Origin of the sequence: Planococcus soli (assembly GCF_016881065.1) — a bacterium.
Classification (GTDB): domain Bacteria; phylum Bacillota; class Bacilli; order Bacillales_A; family Planococcaceae; genus Planococcus; species Planococcus soli.
This window is the reverse complement of the sequence record NZ_WXYN01000051.1, coordinates 55,852-77,071: the sequence shown is the minus strand read 5'-3', so window position 1 is coordinate 77,071 and position 21,220 is coordinate 55,852. Positions and strand designations below refer to the sequence as shown.

The window sequence follows — 21,220 nt, the reverse complement described above, 5'->3', positions numbered from 1 at the left end:
ATAATTTAGGCAAACAAAAACCCCTTTGAGCAGAATACTGCTCAAAGAGGTTGATTATCGCTATTTTGAATGCCAGGCCCAGGCACTGCTGATGATTGCCTGCAAATCAAAAGCAGGTGTCCAGCCCAGTGCCTCTTCAATTTTCTTTGAAGAGGCGACCAACGCAGCCGGATCTCCAGCACGCCTAGGTGCATATTCTATATTGGCTTGCTTGCCGGATAGCCGCTCACACTCTTTAATGATTTCATTTACCGAATAGCCTGCGCCATTGCCGAGGTTAAATGTGATATTGGCGATTTTCCCGTTCGCCATGCCTTGGTATGACAGGATGTGCGCACGCGCCAAATCCGTAACGTGAATATAATCCCGCACACACGTGCCATCCGCTGTGGCGTAATCCGTGCCAAATACTGAAATTTTATCGCGCTGGCCAAGAAGATGCTGCAGGACGATCGGGATCAAATGCGATTCGGGATCATGGCTTTCACCGATTTCTCCTGATTGATGTGCTCCTGCTGCGTTAAAATAGCGCAGCACGACATACTGGAAATCATGGACGTGCGAAATGTCAGCCAACGCCTGTTCGACCATGAGCTTTGAGCGGCCATATGGGTTTATCGGAGTGGTTGCCGTTTCTTCTGTAATCACAGCCGTCTCTGGAATACCGTAAGTTGCGGCTGTTGATGAAAAGATAAAGCGCTTGACCCCATGCTCAACCATTTTCTCCAGCAGCACTAAAGTTGCGCTGACGTTGTTGCGATAATACTTCAGCGGCTTTTCCACTGATTCGCCCACCAGACTATTGGCCGCAAAATGGAATACCGCATCGATGTCATGGGCGAGAAAGATTTTATCCAACACTGCCCGGTCGCCCAAATCCCCTTGGACAAAAGTCGCCCGCTCATCAACCAAGTGCTCAAATCCGGTCGTCAAATTGTCCAGCACTACGACCTCGTATGTATCGGCTAACTCCTTGACTGTATGGCTGCCGATATATCCTGCACCGCCACAAACTAAAATTGCCATAAACCCTTTTCCTCCTCTGACTGATAAAAGATGCTAATGCTTCCAATTATACCATTAGCCGCTATGTTTCCAGAGGGTTTATTGCAAGAAAACAGGCCAACCGCACCTCAAATGTCCATGACCGCACCTCACAAGCACAAAAGCGCACCTCAATCCTCAAAGACCGCACCTCGCAAGCTGATTTCCGCACCTCAAACGTATTTTTCCGCACCTCGTAAAAATGGCCGCAAAAAAACGTTTCTCTCGGAGCCGCCTCCAAGAGAAACGCGCCTATTCATCTTCTTCCGGCACAAAATTGTTTTGGCTTTCGTAGATTTCCATGTCTTCTTCCGGTAAGATCAAATTTCCGTCATTTAACGTGTTGCCAATGACGACATGCCCTTCACCCGCGCCTACATAAATTCCGTAGGAAGAATGATCTCTCGGGTCGACGGCCATGTTGTTTAAAATTTGCGTGTCATAACTCGGCAACTGAAGGTTTTTGCCGCCGTCTCCGCCTCGTACGGCGATATTGTATTCATTATTGAAAGTAATATTCGATTCGATGATATTCGATTCAGAAGCATTTTTTACATCGATGCCATAGTAGAAGCCACTGACCGTGTTGTTTTCAATCAGGCTGCCGATCTCGCTTTCCACTGTAATTCCCTGCTGATCGGTGTAATCCGGGCGGTCTTCAGTAACCATGCAATTGACTACATGATTATCTCCGCCACCTCCATACAGAGACAAATGACCATCACCAGAATTTCGCACGATGCACGAATCAATGACATTATGGCTGGAGTCGAAATTGATAATTCCCGATCCATAATTGAATTCCGAAGTTACTTTCCGGACAATGTTGTAATCCGAATGATTAAGATGGACGCCTTGCGAATAGTTTTTCATGTAGGTGTCTTCGATTGAACTATTGTCTGTATAGAGAAACAGAATGGCAATATGGGAAGTCAAATAGCCATCTTCCGGCAAACGCTCTCCCATTAACACGCCGCCTTTAAGATGGACATCTTCTGTTTCATTGACCCAAAACACGCCATATTCGTCATCCGTATCCGTTTGGAATATAACCTCTTCCATCAAAATCGTGATCGGCTTTGAAATCTTTAAAGCAAAATAGCTATCGCCATAACCCGTGACTGCTTTGAGCTCAGGATTTTTGCTGAGCTTATAGACGCCTGGCGGTATTTCCAGGGTTCCTCCGGCTGGTGTATCATCAATGGCTGCCTGAATTTCTTCCGTCTTATCAACTGCTGCATCCAGATCAGCACTATAGCTTTCAACTGCGCTTTCTGTATCATCACCCTGAGTCATCCGTTCAACCATCACAAATAAATAACCCAATCCGGCAATCCCTAAAAGTACCAGCAGGACAGAACCGACTGTTTTTATTTTCATGCCAATCACCTCCCTTGATGCGAAATGCTCCTACTTACTATCATACAGAAAGCAGGACATAAATAACAGTTTGATAACTGAAAATTCAAATATCATACGTTAATAGGGAAATTTGAACTAAAAAACACCACATCTGTCAGAGCTGCTCTGATGGATGCGGTGTTTTGCTTTCTTTATGTGGTTTTGGCTGTTCAACCGTCTCGGTACGAGTTTCAATGATTGCTGCATCCGCTTCGCCGTCCTTGTTGCGCGCCAGCAATTCTTCACGGTGGCTAATGGCAGCGTCTTCCCTCTTTGAACTTGCTCGTCCCAAAGAAAGAATTATAGCCGTAAAAAACATAAAACCGCCTGCAATCAATGCCCACATACAATCCACCTCTTCTTGTGCACACTAGCTGTTGTCATTATCGTTCTACTCCTTACAATTTCCATTATTCTTATTGATTTATATTATCTTACGCTAAATTACTGGTATTTACTAGTTGCATATTAACCAGTAAATTGAAATCTGCTGAGACAATAGGTTTTGTTTACGAGAAATTTTTATTGCTATTCCGTTTTTTTCCGCTCTTTACCGTTTTTTTTTTTTTTGCGAAGGCTCCATACTTTCTCGGCTGTAGCATAAACCGCAACACCAAGACCGGCACCGGCGCTATCTATCAAAACGTCTCCAGCTTCTCCGCTCCGTCCATCAATAAACAATTGGTGGATTTCATCTGTCACGGCAAACAAGACACACATGCCGAAACCTAATGCAAACTGCTTCAAGCCGCGGAAGCCGCTGCTCCTCCAGGCATTCAAACTCAGTAAGCTCAATAGGAAATATGCGATAAAATGAGCGTTTTTCCGGACAAATGTGTGAAAGCTTTCGACATCAAAATTCAGGCCCGGCGCTACCCGATCCATCAAATCTAAAAGTGCCGCCACAATGCCCGAACTCAAATCGCTCGAAGCAGAGCCCGGTTGGTGGGAAAGATAAAAAATGACAGCCATCCATGCAATGGCCGCTATCCATGAAATACTTTTGTACGCAGTCATTTTACAAATCCTTTTCTGTTGGAGTCGAGTACTATCCTTAACCTCCATTATAGCATCCTGCCCATAAATCGAAAGCTCGCTTTCGCTGTACTTAAAGCGATTCCACAAAAAAGCGGCAGCATCCCATTTACCACTAACCGATTCATGCCTTATCTGCAAAAAAAAAGAGCCTGCATAAATCTGCAGACTCTCCTTCACCTTAGGGAATAATGATGCCGATCGTTTCACGGACGGCTGCTGTCGAGCGGTAAGCTGGAAACACATCTGCCTCTGCTTGAGATCCAACCGTTTGGCACAGCATATTGTAAACTTTTTGATTCCAGATTTTATGGCTGACATAAAACGTGAACTCCGTATTTTTTCCAAACTGCTTTTTAAACAGATATAAAGGGTCGTCTTTCTCTCCGGTCACGCCGCCCCCCTCATGTATCAGATCCATCCCGTGCGCTTTCCCCCACTCTACAAGTGCGTAGCGCATAACAAAAGACGATGACAACTGGTGATATTCCGCTAATGTTCCGGACAAATGGATATGGATCGTTTTTCCGTAGACCAGATTCAGCCCCATCGCAATCACTTTGCCTTCGTAAATAACTTCCGCCAAAAGGATATTCTTGCCGAAAGAACGTAAAAGTTCTTCAAAATAGTTGTCATTGAAATAATAGATGGAAGCAGCGCTTTTTCTGTTCATGGTCGAGTAGTAAATGCGTTTGAATGCCTCCAAACTGACAGGATTTTCCGTCATCCGGTATTCTACGCCTGCTTGCAAGGCTTTCTGGATGCTTTTTTGCTTCGACTTGGAAAACTCTGATTTCACCGGGTTTTCGTAATCCTTTAAATTGGTGCCCGTCGTATAACGGCGGAAAATCAATTCGTAGCAGCTGCTGAAATCTTGAGCGTTCGTGAACAAAGGATGAAAGCGGACAAACTCGCAGATGATGTTCTCTTTTCGGCAATATTTCTCAAAAGCATCATGGAATTCTTGTACAATCTGGCATTTGTCCACTTTTTCAAAACCAATGATGAGCGGTCCCCCGTAGCCATACGGAGTGCTGATGTCGTAATAAGACTCTCCGTTGATCGACACGGGAATGAGGCGTTTGATAAACATGTGGCTGACTTTTCCCAGCGGATGCTTGAATTCAAAAACCTCACAAATGCCTTGTTCAATTTGTTCATACAACCGCCCATAATTCCGTTCAAAATAAATATCATCCACCTTGAATCTGCCTCCTTGTGCCGAAGCTTTACTAAGCATAGGCAGCTAATCATATGATATTTCCCATTTTATTGAAGTTCATGCTATATAGTTAAATAGTTTATCATACTCCTACAAATTATTCACTACAAAATACTGTTTTTTTAGATTATTCCGATTAATTCGGAGGGAGCAAAGACGATTGCTTCTACAATACAGGAAAATGCGAAATCCATTCGCCGACTCGCTAGAATTACAAAAAAACAGCGGCCAGTAAATGTGGCCGCTGTTTTTACTGTTTGCTCGTTTCAATTGTTTCTTCTACTGTAAACACATCGCTTTGCCGCAACACAGCGCCTCTGGAGTTGGAGACAGTCAATTGAATTTCGGCATTTTTCTCGATCTGCTGCTTTGGAATGCTGAATATGGCCAATCCTTCGCCGGCGGTCTGCCATTCGGCAGCGGTTGCCTCGCCATCAACGAGAACTTCGGAAAATTTAGGTGCGCCTTTGACATAGAGGTCATATGACTCCGGTGTCTCAACCACTTTCTGCGCATCCATTTCAGGATAAAGTCCAAGATGATAATCCAGGGATGGTATTCTGACTAGGTCCGGCATTAAGTATTCCGAGTAGCGCTTGCCGTGCAGCAAGTCGTACTGAATCATCTGAAGGTCTTTCATTTCTTGCGTCTGTTGGCCCATCTGCGCTTGCCACTGATTATACGGAATCACTGCATCACCCTGCTCGCGCAAGTCATCAAGAATTGCTGTAACTTCGTTTCCTTGGACTCCTGCCATCTCGAGCGCAATTGCACCAAACTGGTTCGGGCTCACATCCAGCTCGACGGATTGATTGCCATCGGATTGCCAGATGAAATAGGGAACTTTATGGGTGGCAATGAAGTCGTCGTAATCTCCCAGCAAATCGTTAGCAACTTCGGTGCCGTTCGCGCCATATACCGCTTCGTTATCCGGGAAGGATGGGTAATGGTCGCCAAAGAATACCAGCACGGCCGGTTCATCACGCGCTTCAATCTCTGCCACCATTCGGCCAAGCTCCTCATCGACACTGTGCATCTTCTCTGTAAACTTATTTAAATACTGCCGGGTATCGTCCGGCAATGTTCCGGTCTTCAGAAATTCTGATTCCTCGGTCATCCGATATGGCATATGCCCTTCGGTCGATACGGCGTGAATAAAATCCAAGCCTTCTGTTTTGTCGAGGGCAGCAATGACCGAATCGGTAATGTGTCTGTCTTTCGGAAAGCCTTTTCCTGCATCATTTGAGTAGTCCAAATCCATAAATTCTCCCGAGATAAACCGGTTAAAGCCCAATTGGCGATAAACCGATTCGCGCTGGTAAAACCAGCCGTAGTAGGAGTGGATTGCCGTCGTTTCATAATCCGCTTCTCTAAATGCATAGGCCGCAGACGGCAAAGGCTTTTTGACATACAACTGGTATGGCACGAAATTCGCAGGCATGAACTGCATGCTGAAACCGGTCAGGGCTTCAAACTCCACATTGGCAGTACCCCCGCCAAATTCTGACGAATACATCCCCCCGTGCAGCGATTCGCCATACAGCCTTCGGAAATTCGGAATCGGGTCTTCAGCAAAATGCTCTTCGCCGAACGAATAAGGGTCGATGAACGATTCACTCATGAGGAAAATAACATTCGGCTTTTCTTCATCCGTTTCTTCTGCCGGCTGATACTTTTCAGCAATGGCCTTCATGTTCTTTGCAGAAAATCCTTCAGGCGGCTCAATATTGGATTGCTTTGCCAGCATGACGAAATTCCCAAAAACACCATTGCGCATCAACGCCAGTTCGAGTTTCCACCATGTGTTTCCGAACTGCGCTTTTTCCATAGGAGAAAAAGGCTTGTCCGTCCACAGCATTCCGAGGAATAACACAGAAACCAGAAAAACACTGATTTTAGCAATCCAGTTTTCTTTCAGCTTGGGTACAGCTTTGAAAATCGCCACTGTCAGCACCAAAAATACCACGCCGATGCCGATCAGCAACGGGATATTGACACCAATCGGCTGCTCCAATCCACCCAGTTCATTCAACAGCGCAAAATCCCCTAACGAGATCGGCGAACTGCGCAGCTCCAATTTCACTTTGTTGGCATAAGCGAAGACGATTAAAAGTCCACTCAACAGCATGCCGGTGAACATAAACCATTTTCTTGGCAGGATATACAGCAGATTGAACAATGCCAGCACCAGCAGGACATTGACCATAAATCGTTCAGGAAAATCCACTACCCATACCCGCAGCGGCAAAGTCAGCATTTCTCGGGCTATCCGCTCACTGACATAAAGCGTCACAAGCGGCAAGCCGATCATGAAGAACAGTGTCACCAGCCAGACTGCTATTTTTTTAGATCTAGATTTTTTGTCCAACTTAAACACTCATTTCTTTTATTGATGATCTTCCAAAGTGCAGCAGCCCTGTTTTCTTATGAAGAATTTGGCCGGAATCTGATTTACTCAGTGTATCATTATTTGCACCTGCTGAAAATCAGGCCGGAATCGAAAAGCCGCTTCGCCAAATCGGCTGAAGCGGCTCTTTCTTTCTGGAACATACAATCTACTTTCCTTTGATATACGACTCCTTCAACTTTTCTTCGAAAAGCTTCAACAGCCGATCTCTCAATTCCGGGCGCTTTAACGCAAACTCAATCGTCGTCTCAATAAACCCGAACTTCTCGCCCACATCAAACCGGCGTCCTTCAAACTCATAAGCATAAACGGATTGGACTTCGTTCAGCATTTGGATGGCATCCGTCAATTGAATTTCTCCGCCCGCCCCAAGCTGGTGCTGACCCAAAAACTCAAAAATTTCCGGTGTCAGGATGTAACGGCCCATAATGGCGTAATTGGAAGGTGCCGTTCCCGCTTCCGGCTTCTCGACAAACTTATCAACTTTGATCAATTTTCCGTCAATGGAAACCGGATCGATAATGCCGTAGCGATGAGTTTCCTCTTCCGGCACTTGCTGGACACCGATGACGCTTTTGCCGGTCAGCTCGTTTTGCCTCATCAACTGGGCCAGGCACGGATCTTCGTTTTCAACAATGTCATCCCCGAGCAGCACTGCAAACGGTTCATTGCCAATAAAGCGGCGGGCGGACCAGATTGCGTGACCCAAGCCAAGCGGCTCTTTTTGGCGAATATAATGGATTTCCACATTTGAAGTTTCCAGGACAGAGTCCAGCATGTCGGTTTTCCCTTTTTTGAATAATGTATCTTCCAATTCAAAGGCATGGTCAAAATGATCTTCGATAGCACGTTTGCCTTTACCCGTCACGATGATGATGTCTTCAATTCCAGAGGCGATCGCTTCCTCCACTATGTATTGGATCGTCGGCTTATCAACAATCGGCAGCATTTCTTTTGGCATGGCTTTTGTTGCTGGCAGGAATCGTGTTCCAAGACCGGCAGCCGGAATTATCGCTTTTTTAACTTGCATCTCTTCACCTTCTCATTTCTAATTATTGTATATACATTGTTTAATAATAACAGTTATTCAGAATAAAGATAATTTGATAAGAGATACTTTCCTATATTAGCAAAAGAACTTGTACAGCCATTATATAGTAAATTGGGCAAATAGGCATGATAATGTTAACAGAAATTTAAAATAATTAGCAAACTTCTATTAAGATGCTAGAATAAATGGACCATATGTCTATACTTACATCTAATATTTCCTATTTTCTATACCAAATTCCTTTTCCTACTGAACTTTATGAAGGATGTGCAAATGAAGTGAACGTTTCCCCATTATCCTACGATCCGGTTTTGATCTTTCTTTCTATTATAGTAGTTCTTATTTCCGCTTTTATCGCCCTTAATATAAGTGGAATGCTATTTGCAACAGTCGGTAAAGCACGCATCAAGTGGATCTTGCTCGGCGCTCTTGTCATGGGGCTCGGCATCTGGTCGATGCACTTTATCGGCATGCTTGCTTCCCACTTGTCGATGGAGGTGGCGTATAATACGCCGCTGGTCATTACATCTATCTTGCCTGCTTTGTTTGCAAGCGGAATTGCCTTTGCCATTATCAGCAAGCCGCAAGTCCGAAAAACCGAGGTTTTGGCAGGCGCTGTCCTAATCACAACTGGCATTGTTGCGATGCATTATACAGGCATGGCTGCAATGCAAATGCAGGCAACCATTCATTATAATCAGCTGCTGTGGCTTTTATCCGTCGTGGTTGCGCTGGCAGCCTCTTTGCTGGCAATGTTCCTGCTGTACTATTCACGGAACCGCCAGGAGCTTTTTTGGCTGAAGGCGTCCAGTGCTGCATTGATCGCTCTTGGAGTTTCGGGCATGCACTATATCGGCATGGCAGCTGCATCTTTTGAAGCGGTCCATAATCATCCCGCCATAGCCGCCAATTCGATGGACAACAGCTATATCGCCTATAATGTCGGCATTGGCATGGCGCTGATTTTGATGATCGCCATCCTCAGCATCCGCAGTGAAACCAAGGTAAAGTCGCTGTCCGATGAATACGACCGTCAATTTCTGTCGGTTATTGAATCTGCTACTGACGGCATCGTGGTCACCGACGCTAAAGGATTCGTCATGCAATGGAATTACGGGGCAGAGTGTCTGTTCGGCTACAGCAAGAAAGAAATTATCCACCAGGATGTTCGGCTGGTTTTCCCACAGGCACATCAAAATATGGATTCTCCTCATGGGCCTGTTGCCATTATTGGAAAAACCATTGAATTGATGGGACTGAAAAAAGGCGGCAGCCAATTTCCGGTTGAGTTGTCTACCGGGACATGGGAGACGGCCAAAGGTTCTTATTACAGCCTCATTATCCGGGACATCACCGACCGCAGGGCGTCCGAGGAAAAAATAAGCAATCTTGTTTATCTGGATTCGCTGACCGGCCTGCCGAATCGCCGATTGTTCAATGACCGGCTCGATTCAAGCCTGAGCCAGGCATTGGAAAACAACACTGTTTTGACGGTGCTTTATTTGGATCTCGATCAATTTAAAATGGTCAATGACACATACGGCCATCATACCGGAGACCAGCTTCTGGTGGAAGTGGCGGACCGCATCCAGTCGTGCATCACCAAAACGGACACCATCGCGCGCCTTGGCGGTGATGAATTCATTCTTCTGCTGCCGAACGCCGATTATGAAAAAGCCGAAGCCACAGCCCAGAAAATCTTAGAAGTTCTGAACAGTCCCTTCTTATTGAACAATGAAGCGGTTTTCACAACTCCTTCTATCGGCGCTGCTCTCTATCCGGCGGACGGCAAAGATTCTGAAACACTGGTAAAAAATGCGGACATTGCGATGTACCGTGTCAAAGATGAAGGCAAAAACCATTTCCAGTTCTTTACTTCCGAAATGAATGACTTGGTGTCCCGAAAATCCAAAATCGCCATGAGCATTCGCAAAGGACTGGAGATGGGTGAGTTCACGGTACATTACCAGCCGCAATTTGATATTGAATCTGAGAAAATTATCGGTGTCGAAGCTTTAGTGCGTTGGCACCACACAAAATGGGGACCTATTTCGCCAGCTGAGTTTATTCCCATTGCCGAAGAAAATGGCATGATTCTCCACATTGGCGAATTTGTTCTTCGGACCGCCTGCCAGCAAAACAAAGACTGGCAGGATGCCGGATTGCCGCCATTCCGTGTGGCAGTCAATATTTCAGCCAAACAATTTTCGAACAGCAACATTGCAGCGGTGGTAACTTCAGTTTTAGCCGACACTGGATTGTCGCCCGAGTTTCTTGAATTGGAATTGACAGAAAGCATCATTCAAGGCGCTCGATCTGCTATTTCAAAAATGTGGGAGCTTAAAGCAATGGGCATTCACTTATCAATTGATGATTTTGGCACCGGCTATTCTTCGCTGAGCTATTTAAAATTGTTTCCAGTCGACACCTTGAAAATCGACCAGCATTTCACACGCAACATCCACAACGATCCAAAAGATGCGGCGCTGGTCGACACCATCATTCAGATGGCACATAACCTGGAGCTGAATGTTATTGCAGAAGGTGTCGAAACAAGCGAGCAATTGGCGTTTTTGAAAAAAAAGAAATGCAATCAGGCACAGGGCTATTACTTCCAGAAGCCGCTGCTCCCTGACAAAATTGAAGAATTGTATCTGAAAGCATAACCAATAGCCCGTGCCGGAAGCAAGACTTCCAGCCACGGGCTCTTTTATTTGCTATCCAATAGTTTTGACAGAGGATGAATACCGAGGCTTTGGACGATCAACGACAAGATGACAACTGAAAAGCTGAGCGAAATCAGCTCGTCTGCAGCACCCACTTCCGTCATTGTGCCCAGCTGAAGAAGCAGAAACACCGACATCGAACCGCGAATGCCCGACCAGGAAATAAGAAGCGACTTTTTCCAGATTGCTTCATGCTTTTTGCGGTCCAGCAGCTTGAAGGTGCCTCCGACAATGAAGAAACGGATGGCAATGCCGGCAAATAAAAACAGGATGGCCAGGAACCAATTGTTCCACTCGAAATATTCTGTCGCTTCGATCCCAATCAGCAAAAACAACAAAGATAGCAGCGATGGTTCGGCCACTCCCCAAAATCCCGACAGCGATTCCCGGTAATGGTCTTCTTTAATGGCATGGGAAAACTCCCCCGACAGCATGATGCCGGCTGAAACAGTGGCCAAAACACTGGAGAAGCCAAGGCTTTCAGCAAGCTGAAACAGCTGCTGCAGACATTCAAATCTCCTCCAAGATGCAGTTCTACATAGCTGTGGGTTTTCCCTGAATTCCGCTTTTTGAAACAGTTTCTAAGATCTGTACCCGTCAAAAAAACGGGTGCCCGGATGTTCCATGGGCTGCCCGTTCTCTTGCGTTTGATATAGTTTTATAGATAAACAACCAGCGGCGCCAGCCGCCCTTAGTTTACAGAACGTTTCACTTGTTCGTTTTCTTCTTTTAACCGGCGTTTGACTTGCAGGTAGGACATCACTTCTGCGAGCTCTTCCTCATTTACCGGCTGGTCATCCACGACCAGATTTACAGAGCCTAAGTCTGCAATTTCCTTCAAATCCAGCTTGCTGGAAGATCCGTCTCGTTCCAACAGAAAATCCATCGTCACTTTATAGTAATCGGCTAGAAGCGCCAAATGTGAAACGCTTACCTGCTTTTTGCCGCTCTCGTAACCCCAAATAACCGTTTTTGCAAAACCCAGTTCTGAAGCAAGATCATCCACACTCAAGTCATTTTGTTCTCTTAAGTCCTTTAACTTTTCTCCAATTTGCTTCACTCAAAACGCCCCTTTCGTGTCCATGGCAATTATACAATTATTATATTATCCCCGCACATTGCTGCTTTTAAACGATATAAAAGCCTCTACGACAGCATTTGAGGCTGATTGCTCATAAATATTCTGAAATTTTAGATAAATTTGATTACTTGTATGGTAATATGGTATTAATATTTAAAATGAAAGGTAGGTATTATGATGCTAAAGAGCGCTATTTATCTCTTATCGGTTGCCCTCATTATCATTATCATCATTGGTGAAAGAAACTTTGAAACGATCAAAATAACTGAAGAAACTGCTGTCCTGCCTGAAACGGAAGAAATTCAAGTAAAGGCAGCCGAAAAAACAGAGTCTGAACAGCTTACTTTTTCTGAAAAACTGGCAGCTGGAGATGGAGTGACCATCGTGTTTCTTGGTGATTATGTCACTTCTGCGGATTCCCTGCCGGACGGCAACCCGAATCACGTGACGCTGCTCACCAACTGGTTTGATGAAAAGTACCCGGATCAAGTGGAAGTTGTTAATGCCGGCATGAACGCCAACACCGTTTTTCACATGAAAGATCGGGTGGCGAGCGACGTTTTGGTCCACGATCCGGATTTGGTAGTGATTTCCGCTGGGCTGAATGATGCGCTGGGCGGCTGGAAGATTCCCGCAAAAGAATATGCGGAAAACTATGAACTCATCGTAGAAGAAATAATGGCATCCGGCGACAGTGAAGTATTGATCCGAACACCGAATCCGACGCTCTCCGTTAATGAAAACATAAAAATGCTGCCGTATGTGGCAGCCAGCCGCAGACTGGCTGCTGAAGAAGGCCGCCATTTCTTTGATTTTTACAGCATCATGGCCGATGAAGTGCACGATAAGAAAATTCCCCAGAAAGAATTGATGCAAAATGTAATGCATCCAAATACGAAGGGGCAGGCTTACCTGTTCGACAAATTCAAAGTGTATTTGACAATGGAACTTTTGGAACAATAATGAGTTCATAAGAAAAGTCTCTTCCCGCGAAATCAACGATTTCACCGGAAGAGACTCTTTTTTAATTACTTGACCAATAGGTTTCTGGCTTCTCTGAACTCTTTAATATGGTGATCGAGAATGCTGCCGTTTTCGATGACAACAGAATTGCGGATCATCTCCGTCCAATTGCCTTCGACAAAATTATCGACCATCGGCGAAAATCCTTCGCTCAGCACTTTTGTGACAGTGTGCGGGAACATCGCAGGGGTGTTGTCCACCGTATAATGGATGATGCCATCCACCGTGTAGACGGGATCATCAATGGTTGACGGACGGGACGTCTCGATTTCCATGTTCGGGTCGCAGCTGACGTCGATGATCATCGCGCCCTTTTTCAGGCGTTTTAAATCTTCCTTGTAGATGATGCGATCCGTACGGGTCGTGTCCCACATCACACAGTTGACCAACACATCGTAATGGCCCATGTTTTTGATGAATAGGGATTCCAGCTTGCGTCCGTATACATCAACATCTGCGCCGAGGCCGTGAAGGATGCGCAGCACGCCTTTGGTCGTATGGCCATTTCCAAGAACCGCCACTTTCGTTTCGTACGGCATTTTGCCGCAGTACTGGTAAGCCTGAAGAACTGCAGCTTCCCCGGCCACTTCCCGGTTGCGGTAGAAAATATAGCGGCCGTCTTCGAACATTTCTTCCCAAGCAACCACGGTGTGGTCCCCCGCAAGAACCGCGTCGGTAAACGCGATGTCCTGAACTGCGTGTGCCCAGCCAATCAATAGTTTCCCTGGCGTCAACTGGTCGAAATAATCCGCATTGCCTAATTTTACGTCGACAATTGCATCGCATTGCAATACTTTTTCACGCGATACAAATTGCGCACCGGAAACCTCGTATTCGGCGTCCGAAAAGCCAAGTGCGTCGCCGTAGCCAATTTCAAAGTATAGCTGTCCGATGTTCTTGATGTTCGGCATGTCCTTCGGCAAAAGCGCTCTTCTTTTTTCGTTGTTTTTATGGCTGATGACAAATCCGATTGTGTACATAATAAAACCTCCAATTGATGAATGCTGCTTGATCCTGATCGGCTGATAATAGACATTTCATACAGAATCGACCGGACAACCCTCAAAAATTGTCGAGTGAGTTAATATATCAATATCGTTTCCGTATAGCTGATCTATTCTGCATCATACCATATATGGAACGGGATATAAGCATTTTGTCTTACAGATTTTAAATAAACGTACGTAAGCGTTCACATCCTCTACACAGCTGGAATAAAGAGACTTTTGTTTACCTTGAATTTACATGGAATCAGCCATATATATCCGTTCTGAATTTGTATTTTTTTGATGCATTGATTTTTTCTGAAGCTATGCTAATATGCAGGATTTCCTTTTAAAAGTTCATCACAACTGCTGGACGCACAAAACAAGGAAAGCGCAGTCCTGCGCTTTCCGCTTTGGGATCGTATTCGGGAAGCTGTGGATCGTATTTCATTCGCAATGGAACGTATTTCGATTTGAATGGATCGTATTTCAACAATACAGCCGAATATCGGACGGTTCCTGCCAAAGCGCTTTCCCTTCAACACGCATCCTAAGTCTGGCTCAATCCGCAGAATGCGCCGGCAGGATATTCGATGATGGCGTAGCTTCCGGAGGTGATGGTGCCTTCCGGTTGGCGATGGACGATGCCGCCGCGATTCCGGCACATTTCCAGGCTTTGCTTCAAGTCTGCCACTGCAAAATAAACGATCCAAAGCTGCGGCAGCCCTCTATTGACGCCCGCCTGGTGGCAGATGCCGGCTGCCGGGTTGCCATCCGGCGTATTCATCATGTAATCGTCATAGTCCCCCATCCGGAAACCGCTGTGCTGCCAGCCAATTACTTCCTTATAGAAATCGCGGACCCCTTCTGCGTGATGGACAGTCAAATCTGCCGAAATGATAGAGCCGGGCTGTATCTTGAATTCTTCAGTCATGAAACACACTCCCTTTTTGTTTTATTTCCAAAGTGATTCGCCGAAAAGAATCCAAAACCCTTTTAATTCCAATGAACAAAATGACAAATTTCCATCATTAAATTGAATTTACCTTTCTAATTGTGTTAAAGTTACTAAGATTTATTGATTACCATCACATAATGGAGGATTACATATGAAACGAAAAATTTGGCTTCCTGCTGCTCTGCTGATGGCTGCGGCTTTGCTGACAGCTTGCAGCGATGAAGTAAAGATAGACGATCATGGCGAAATAGAGGTCCCGGTGGAAAAACTGACATTTCTCGATACGCGGGTCAGCGCTTCGAGTTCCGCTTATGATGTCAACGTAGTCGAGCAGCTTCAGCAGGAGCTGGACGCTTTAAAGGATCAAGAAAACTATGCCGTTGAAGAACCGCTTGCAGTGATGAACCCGTTCGGCACCAACACAACGGGGCTCTATCTCCATTTCCAGGCAGCGGATTCCGGCACATTGGAATACACCATTTCAGCAGAAGGCACAGCTGATTTCACACGCGCAGCAAAAGATGCAAATACCGATGCGGCAATCGCAGAATACCAGCTGATCGGCCTCGTTCCCGGTAAAGAAAACACCGTTTCTGTCACGTATATCAATGAAGAAGGAATGGAAGGCGATACGTATTCATTCAAGGTGGCCGCACCAGAAACCACCTCCGGCTACCCGATTACCATGGAGCAGACAGCGGCATCCGGCAATACGGAGCTTGCAGACGGCTTGTTTGTGCTGATGGGCATCAATAATTACGACGGCTATACGTTCCTGTTTGATAACGACGGCACTTTGCGCGCGGAAATTGTTTCCGAGGATTACCGGATGGACCGAATGGCGGCTTTCGAAGATTCGATGGTCTTTACTGCCACTGACCAGAAACTCGCCCGGATGAACCCGCTCGGCAAAATCACCGATACGTATGAACTGAATGGCTATGTCATGCATCATGATTTTGTCATCAACGACGACGGCCAGGTGCTGGCACTGGTTTCCGATTCCTCGAAAGATACCGTCGAGGACATGGTGATGAGCATTGACCTCAATACAGGCGAACAAAAACTGCTCATAGATTTCAATGAATTGCTGAGCGGCTACAAGCAAGAAACCCAGCCTGTGGAAATGGACGAAAAAAGCGTCTGGGACTGGATCCATTTTAACTCCATCGACTTGGTTGGCGACTCGGTGATTCTCAGTGCACGTGAAAACTCGACTATCATCAAAGTCGACGACATCTATACACAGCCGGCGATCAACTACTTGATCGGCATACATGATGTTTGGGCCGGCACCGAAGGCGAAGACTTGCGGCTCCAAAAATCCAGTGAATTTCCGAGCCAGGCCGGCCAGCATTCCGTCACCTATGTGGCAGACGACAGCCTGCCGGAAGGCCAGTACTACTTGTATATGTACAATAACAATTACTGGTGGTATGAAAGCCGCCCCGATTATGAAGGTGCGGTCATCCGCGAAACCAGCCAGACATTCGAAGCCAATGGCGAGGACCGCTCCAAATTCACCAAATACCTGGTCGATGAAAGCACACGCAGCTACGATCTGGTCCAGGAGTTTGATGTGCCCTATTCCTCTATCGTCAGCAACGCCCAATTGATCGGCGACTCGATCGTCGTCAACAGCGGCATGGCCAAGACCCTGGAAGAATACAGTGCAGAAGGCGACTTGCTGGCTCAGTTCAACTACGAAGCGAGCACGTTCTCTTACCGGGTCTTTAAGCATCGCTTTGAGGATTATTGGTTTGAATAAAGCAAAAAAGAGCAAGTGAAGTCAATCTTCACTTGCTCTTTTTCCCGTTATGGAGCTTCCGCTATCTCAAAATAGTCGGTGCTCCGGAGGATATTATCCAGCGAATCGTAGAGTGCAAACCGGAATTTTTCTCCCGCTTCCACATCGCTTTTATTGACTGTGAATGAAGAACGGCCATTGCCCAGTTCATTCCATTCGGCTACCAGCTCTGTGTCATCTTCACTTAAGAGTTTGGTGAATTTCGGGACGCCTTCGGCAAGGATTTCATAGGCGCTGCCAAGACTGGTGATTTCCTGTATTTCCATGTCAGACGCCAGGCCAAGGTGGTAATCTTCCGCCGGTGCATCGATCAAACCGGGAATCGCCTCTTCCACATGCCGGCTGCCGTGAAGCAAATCGTATTGCAGTTGGTGCAGATCCTCCATTTCTTCAGTCTGCGCGCCCATCTGTTGTTGCCACTGGTTATACGGAATAACGGCATCGCCTTTTGCCCGCATGTCATCCAATATAGCGGTCACCGCATTGCCTTCCACACCGGCCATCTCCAAAGCGATGGCTCCAAATTGGTTTGGCGACAAGTCCAACTCTTCTGGTTCATTGCCTTCCGAATTCCAGATAAAATAAGGAACATTATGGGTGTTGATGAAATCTTCGTAATCCCCCAGCATATTGTTCGCCACTTGCGTACCTTGTGCGCCGTAGACTTGATCATTGTTTCCGAAAGTCGGGTAATGATCGCCGAAAAAGATAAGAATGGTCGGCTCACTGCGCTTTTCAAGCTCCTCAACAAGACGGCCGATTTCTTTGTCGACACTGTTCATCCTGTCAGTGAATTTATTTAAATACTGCCGGGTAATGTCTGGAAGCCCCCCGGTTTTGATAAATGGAGAATCTTCCTGAGGCTGATAAGGCTGATGGCCTTCAACCGCTACCGCATGGACAAAATCCTTGCCTTCTGTTGCATCCAGAGTTTCCAGCACCGAAGTGGAGATGTTGTGGTCTTTCGGAAACCCCCAGCCCGAACCGAGGGCGTGGTCGAGATCCATGAATTCACCTGAGATAAACTGGTCAAAACCCAATAGGCGATAGACGGATTCACGCTGGTAATACCAGCCGAAATACGAATGAATCGCTGTCGTCTCATACCCTGCCGCTTTAAACGCATAGGCCGCAGATGGCAGAGGTTTTTTGACATACAGCTGATAAGCGACCGAGCTGTCGGGCATAAACTGGCGGCTCAAACCCGTCAACGCCTCGAACTCGACATTGGCAGTCCCGCCGCCGAACTCCGGCGAATACATCGTGCCGTGCAGCGATTCTTCATAAAACTGGCGGAAATTCGGAATTGGATCTTCAGTGAAATTCTCAGCTCCAAAATGATAAGGATCGATAAATGCCTCACTCATGAGTATGACGACATTTGGTTTTTCTCCTGCGGTGCCGCCAGCTGGCACATACTCATTGCCAATCGATTCAATCCTGTTTTCCGAATAGCCCTCCGGTGGGTCGATGTTCGACTGTTGTGCCAGCAGGACGAAATTGCCAAACAATCCGTTTCTCATCGTTCCGACTTCCTGCTGCCACCACGTGTTTTGAAACTGCACTTTCTCCATCGGGGAAAACGGATAGCCGGTCCACAGCATCGCAAGAAACGCCAAGGAAATCAGAGATATACCAACTTTCATCCACCACAGCTCTTTGATTTTTGGCACCAGCCAAAAAATTCCCACTGTGATTGCCAGAAAAACCGCACAACCCCCAACAATGAGCGGCATTGACAAATCGACGGGATTTTCCAAGCCGCGCAATTCATCTAACAGCGCAAAATCTCCCAATGAAATCGGGGAATTGCGCAGCTCGATTTTTATACTATTGGCGATCGCAAAAATGACCAAGACGCAGCTCAGCCCAAAGCTGGTGAACAGGAACCATTTGCGCGGCAAAATATACAAGACATTAAAGATGGCAATTAAGATGATGGCATTTAATGCAAAACGCTTTGTAAACTCTGTCGTCCAAACGGAAAACGGCATATCCAATGCCTGTCGAACAATGGTTTCACTGATATACAAGGTCAGCAGCGGTAAGCCAATCATAAAAAACGCTGTCAACATCCAGACCGCCAGTTTTTTTATAGGCAGCTCCCTTGGAAGATTTGTGAACAACTTCATCACTCTTTCCTCTATTTCAAAGATTTATTTATTCAACTATTCAGTTTATTATAGCATCGTTTTTCCAATACTCTTTACAAGAATTTAATATTTTTTACAGTTAATTTACAAATGAGCGAGGATTTTCTCGGCTAAAACTGCGGCAACCAAAAAAGGAACGAGCTTTGGGCCCGTTCCTTTTAGGATGCCTTTTCTGTTTTGCCAATCGTGGATGTTAAGTCAACTGCCCCTTTACCTTTTCCACCAAATACGCCATATCCTCTATTCCATAGCGCTGGTCGCACGGCAGCGGCAGGATGTTTGCCGCGTACTGGTATTCGATGCTGTCTTCCGGACAGTCGCTCATTACATTCGGCCAAAGAAGCGGTATGTAAATTTTCTGTTCGACCAGCTTGTTCCGGATGGCTGTACCGTCCTCCACCAGAAATGGATAAGCAAAAGCACCATCCGGCACCGTCAATTTTAAGGGATTGTCTGCCCCCAGCTGCTGCTCCAAGTAAGCATAGTTTTCATTTCGCGTCTGGCGCGCCTGTCCGTAGTCGATTGCACCCATCAGATTACGCGTCAGTTTTGACATCGTCCGGAGCGGTGTTGCATCCAAGGCATCTCCATTTCGCCGAAAGTCAGCATAATAGCCGCTGGCCGTTCCTTCATAACGCCCCATGATATGGCTCATGCGATCAAGAGATACATCTTGCTCAAGCGTTTCATGCAGAACAGCATCGGTCGCCAAATAAGCGCCGTCCGGCACGCCGAAAAATTTGCGGCACGAGTAAATTGTGTCAACACCTTCCACAGGCTCCTGGAAAAAGGCATGGCTATGGTCAAGAATCACTTGTCCGAAACGCTGCTTTAGCGCCAGCGTCTGTCTGTTCGCAGTTTGTCCATACAAATTGACAATGTACAGGAATTCTCCCTGTTCCAGCTCCTTGTCAAAAATCGGCTGAAACTCCTGGTCAATGTGATAATACTCGAAATTGTAGCCATACTCCTTCAGCAGGTTACTGACGGAGTCGCATAAATAATATGGGATGTGCAGTTTCGTGATATTCCGTGCCTTCATTAAATACAGCAAAGAATTCCGCCCGCTATTGAGCGCAAGCAACTCCTCGTAAAATTCATTTCTGACCAAATCATCCAACCCAAAATATCCGCCTATTTCTTTCATGTGAGACTTCCTCCTATTTGTGCTTCAGCTTATCGGTACAAGGGAATCATCAAGGCGGTATGCTGGAAAGCGCCTTGCATCGGCAGGCGCATCCACTCTTTCGCAAAGCCGTTCATACACTGTTTGATTCCATATTTTTTGTCCGATAAAATACTCGAACTCCTCATTGCGGCCAAATTTTTTCTTAAATAGATAAAGCTTGTCGTTCGCTTCTCCGGTCCGCCCGCCTCCATGATGAATCAATTGCTTGCCCTGCTCTTTTCCCCATAACACAAGGGCGTATTGCAGAATGTAAGCCGGAGCCAGTTGATGGAACTCCTGGCGCGTTCCCGTCAGATGGACATGAATAGAGTCGCCGCAAACAAAGTTCAGGCTCATGCCGATGATCTTGTCTTCGTATTTCACTTCCACAACAACCAAATAGTCTCCGAGCCAATCGATGCAGTTTTGAAAATACTCATCGTCAAAATAATAAACCGAATCCGCATCGTTGCGCTGAAGAGTGGAAGTATACAACTCCTTGAAATCTTTCAAGTTCTCTGGATGGTCGATGACACGATATTCCACGCCAGCTTTCAGCCCGTGGCGGATGTCCCGTCTGCACGAAGCCGAGTATTCCGTGAGAATGGGATCATCAATGCCGGCGAGGCGAGTTTGAATCGTATTGCGTTTGAAACTCAGCTCATAGCAGGAACCGAAATCCAGATGATTTTTGATGATCGGGTGAAAACGGACAGACTCGGCCACAATGCCTTCTTCGAGGCAGTGCTCCCGGAAAGCCTGCTCGAAAGCAGCCGCGAGAGCTGCGCGGTTCTCGTCCCTGCCGCTGACAATACGCGGGCCCCCATATCCGTACGGCGTCACCAGATCGTAGAATACTTCTCCCTCCAGCTCAATCGGAATGTTGCGTTTGATAAATAAATGCTGAACCACGCCTAATTCATGCCGAAAAATAAATTCCTCACACTCACCATTCTCAATCTTTTCGTACAAACGCCCATAATCTTTCTCAAAGTAAATATCTTTCATCCAGAGGATCCCCTTCATACTAAAGTTATTTTGAGCATTGTCGCTTTATGACCGATACTTGCAAACTTGATGTTATTTTATCATTATATTTACAAATAATACAGACAATTAAGATAACTCTATGTAAATTTTTCAAAGAAAGAAAAAGCG

The 21,220-nt window shown here is 46.1% G+C and carries 18 protein-coding genes; 3 read left to right on the top strand and 15 right to left on the bottom strand.

The features are described from left to right. Positions 1 to 60: 60 nt before the first annotated feature. The 7 genes from galE to galU all read right to left on the bottom strand — a co-directional run bounded on the left by galE (position 61) and on the right by galU (position 8,139). Complete coding sequence (galE, locus tag GJB59_RS15225) at positions 61 to 1,026, bottom strand: UDP-glucose 4-epimerase GalE (RefSeq protein ID WP_142825929.1); 966 nt, start codon at positions 1,024 to 1,026, stop codon at positions 61 to 63. Between the two features lie 270 nt (positions 1,027 to 1,296). Then, complete coding sequence (locus GJB59_RS15220) at positions 1,297 to 2,424, bottom strand: right-handed parallel beta-helix repeat-containing protein (RefSeq protein ID WP_142825928.1); 1,128 nt, start codon at positions 2,422 to 2,424, stop codon at positions 1,297 to 1,299. Positions 2,425 to 2,560: 136 nt separating this feature from the next. Beyond that, positions 2,561 to 2,791, bottom strand: a complete 231-nt coding sequence (locus GJB59_RS15215) for a hypothetical protein (RefSeq protein WP_142825927.1) — start codon at positions 2,789 to 2,791, stop codon at positions 2,561 to 2,563. Positions 2,792 to 2,973: 182 nt separating this feature from the next. Further along, positions 2,974 to 3,462 (bottom strand): VanZ family protein, encoded by a 489-nt coding sequence (locus tag GJB59_RS15210; protein ID WP_142825926.1) that lies wholly within the window; start codon positions 3,460 to 3,462, stop codon positions 2,974 to 2,976. A gap of 199 nt (positions 3,463 to 3,661) precedes the next feature. Further along, positions 3,662 to 4,681, bottom strand: a complete 1,020-nt coding sequence (locus GJB59_RS15205) for a GNAT family N-acetyltransferase (RefSeq protein WP_185959967.1) — start codon at positions 4,679 to 4,681, stop codon at positions 3,662 to 3,664. A 271-nt stretch (positions 4,682 to 4,952) separates the two neighbouring features. Further along, positions 4,953 to 7,070 carry an LTA synthase family protein gene (locus GJB59_RS15200; protein ID WP_142825924.1) on the bottom strand — a complete coding sequence of 706 codons (2,118 nt, stop codon included), beginning with the start codon at positions 7,068 to 7,070 and terminating at the stop codon, positions 4,953 to 4,955. 187 nt (positions 7,071 to 7,257) lie between these two features. Beyond that, complete coding sequence (gene galU, locus GJB59_RS15195) at positions 7,258 to 8,139, bottom strand: UTP--glucose-1-phosphate uridylyltransferase GalU (RefSeq protein ID WP_142825923.1); 882 nt, start codon at positions 8,137 to 8,139, stop codon at positions 7,258 to 7,260. 455 nt (positions 8,140 to 8,594) lie between these two features. Between galU and GJB59_RS15190 the strand changes: the two genes are divergently transcribed. After that, positions 8,595 to 10,826: a bifunctional diguanylate cyclase/phosphodiesterase gene (locus GJB59_RS15190; RefSeq protein ID WP_142826228.1), complete on the top strand. Its 2,232-nt coding sequence runs from the start codon at positions 8,595 to 8,597 to the stop codon at positions 10,824 to 10,826. Positions 10,827 to 10,870: 44 nt separating this feature from the next. On the opposite strand, the gene GJB59_RS15185 is transcribed toward GJB59_RS15190, so the two are convergent. Both GJB59_RS15185 and GJB59_RS15180 read right to left on the bottom strand, forming a co-directional pair. Then, a complete protein-coding gene (locus GJB59_RS15185; protein ID WP_268951332.1) occupies positions 10,871 to 11,383 on the bottom strand; it encodes a cation:proton antiporter domain-containing protein in 513 nt (170 codons plus the stop codon). A 194-nt stretch (positions 11,384 to 11,577) separates the two neighbouring features. Continuing rightward, on the bottom strand, positions 11,578 to 11,946 hold the full coding sequence (locus GJB59_RS15180) for a helix-turn-helix domain-containing protein (protein WP_142825922.1): 369 nt from the start codon (positions 11,944 to 11,946) through the stop codon (positions 11,578 to 11,580). Between the two features lie 198 nt (positions 11,947 to 12,144). Between GJB59_RS15180 and GJB59_RS15175 the strand changes: the two genes are divergently transcribed. Next, entirely contained in the window at positions 12,145 to 12,930 is a 786-nt protein-coding gene (locus GJB59_RS15175) for an SGNH/GDSL hydrolase family protein (protein WP_236015716.1), read from the top strand. Positions 12,931 to 12,995: 65 nt separating this feature from the next. Here GJB59_RS15175 and GJB59_RS15170 read toward each other — a convergent pair whose 3' ends face one another. The 3 genes from GJB59_RS15170 to GJB59_RS15160 form a co-directional block, all read right to left on the bottom strand. Beyond that, positions 12,996 to 13,970: a N(5)-(carboxyethyl)ornithine synthase gene (locus GJB59_RS15170; protein WP_142825920.1), complete on the bottom strand. Its 975-nt coding sequence runs from the start codon at positions 13,968 to 13,970 to the stop codon at positions 12,996 to 12,998. Between the two features lie 355 nt (positions 13,971 to 14,325). Continuing rightward, positions 14,326 to 14,502: a hypothetical protein gene (locus GJB59_RS15165; RefSeq protein WP_185959966.1), complete on the bottom strand. Its 177-nt coding sequence runs from the start codon at positions 14,500 to 14,502 to the stop codon at positions 14,326 to 14,328. A 24-nt stretch (positions 14,503 to 14,526) separates the two neighbouring features. Continuing rightward, positions 14,527 to 14,910, bottom strand: coding sequence for a VOC family protein (locus GJB59_RS15160; protein WP_142825919.1), 384 nt, complete (start codon positions 14,908 to 14,910; stop codon positions 14,527 to 14,529). A gap of 175 nt (positions 14,911 to 15,085) precedes the next feature. On the opposite strand from GJB59_RS15160, the gene GJB59_RS15155 reads away from it, so the two are divergent. Continuing rightward, positions 15,086 to 16,702, top strand: coding sequence for an aryl-sulfate sulfotransferase (locus GJB59_RS15155; protein ID WP_142825918.1), 1,617 nt, complete (start codon positions 15,086 to 15,088; stop codon positions 16,700 to 16,702). A gap of 47 nt (positions 16,703 to 16,749) precedes the next feature. On the opposite strand, the gene GJB59_RS15150 is transcribed toward GJB59_RS15155, so the two are convergent. The 3 genes from GJB59_RS15150 to GJB59_RS15140 form a co-directional block, all read right to left on the bottom strand. Next, a complete protein-coding gene (locus tag GJB59_RS15150; protein ID WP_142825917.1) occupies positions 16,750 to 18,873 on the bottom strand; it encodes an LTA synthase family protein in 2,124 nt (707 codons plus the stop codon). A gap of 214 nt (positions 18,874 to 19,087) precedes the next feature. After that, positions 19,088 to 20,041 carry a hypothetical protein gene (locus GJB59_RS15145; protein ID WP_142825916.1) on the bottom strand — a complete coding sequence of 318 codons (954 nt, stop codon included), beginning with the start codon at positions 20,039 to 20,041 and terminating at the stop codon, positions 19,088 to 19,090. Positions 20,042 to 20,065: 24 nt separating this feature from the next. Next, on the bottom strand, positions 20,066 to 21,070 hold the full coding sequence (locus GJB59_RS15140) for a GNAT family N-acetyltransferase (RefSeq protein WP_142825915.1): 1,005 nt from the start codon (positions 21,068 to 21,070) through the stop codon (positions 20,066 to 20,068). Positions 21,071 to 21,220 lie beyond the last annotated feature (150 nt).

Excerpts from the sequence above, each read along its gene's own strand:
- galE (WP_142825929.1), bottom strand. The coding sequence starts at position 1,026 with ATGGCAATTTTAGTTTGTGGCGGTGCAGGATATATCGGCAGCCATACA.
- GJB59_RS15220 (WP_142825928.1), bottom strand. The coding sequence starts at position 2,424 with ATGAAAATAAAAACAGTCGGTTCTGTCCTGCTGGTACTTTTAGGGATT.
- GJB59_RS15215 (WP_142825927.1), bottom strand. The coding sequence starts at position 2,791 with ATGTGGGCATTGATTGCAGGCGGTTTTATGTTTTTTACGGCTATAATT.
- GJB59_RS15210 (WP_142825926.1), bottom strand. The coding sequence starts at position 3,462 with ATGACTGCGTACAAAAGTATTTCATGGATAGCGGCCATTGCATGGATG.
- galU (WP_142825923.1), bottom strand. The coding sequence starts at position 8,139 with ATGCAAGTTAAAAAAGCGATAATTCCGGCTGCCGGTCTTGGAACACGA.
- GJB59_RS15190 (WP_142826228.1), top strand. The coding sequence starts at position 8,595 with ATGGGGCTCGGCATCTGGTCGATGCACTTTATCGGCATGCTTGCTTCC.
- GJB59_RS15175 (WP_236015716.1), top strand. The coding sequence starts at position 12,145 with ATGCTAAAGAGCGCTATTTATCTCTTATCGGTTGCCCTCATTATCATT.
- GJB59_RS15170 (WP_142825920.1), bottom strand. The coding sequence starts at position 13,970 with ATGTACACAATCGGATTTGTCATCAGCCATAAAAACAACGAAAAAAGA.
- GJB59_RS15160 (WP_142825919.1), bottom strand. The coding sequence starts at position 14,910 with ATGACTGAAGAATTCAAGATACAGCCCGGCTCTATCATTTCGGCAGAT.
- GJB59_RS15155 (WP_142825918.1), top strand. The coding sequence starts at position 15,086 with ATGAAACGAAAAATTTGGCTTCCTGCTGCTCTGCTGATGGCTGCGGCT.
- GJB59_RS15150 (WP_142825917.1), bottom strand. The coding sequence starts at position 18,873 with ATGAAGTTGTTCACAAATCTTCCAAGGGAGCTGCCTATAAAAAAACTG.
- GJB59_RS15145 (WP_142825916.1), bottom strand. The coding sequence starts at position 20,041 with ATGAAAGAAATAGGCGGATATTTTGGGTTGGATGATTTGGTCAGAAAT.
- GJB59_RS15140 (WP_142825915.1), bottom strand. The coding sequence starts at position 21,070 with ATGAAAGATATTTACTTTGAGAAAGATTATGGGCGTTTGTACGAAAAG.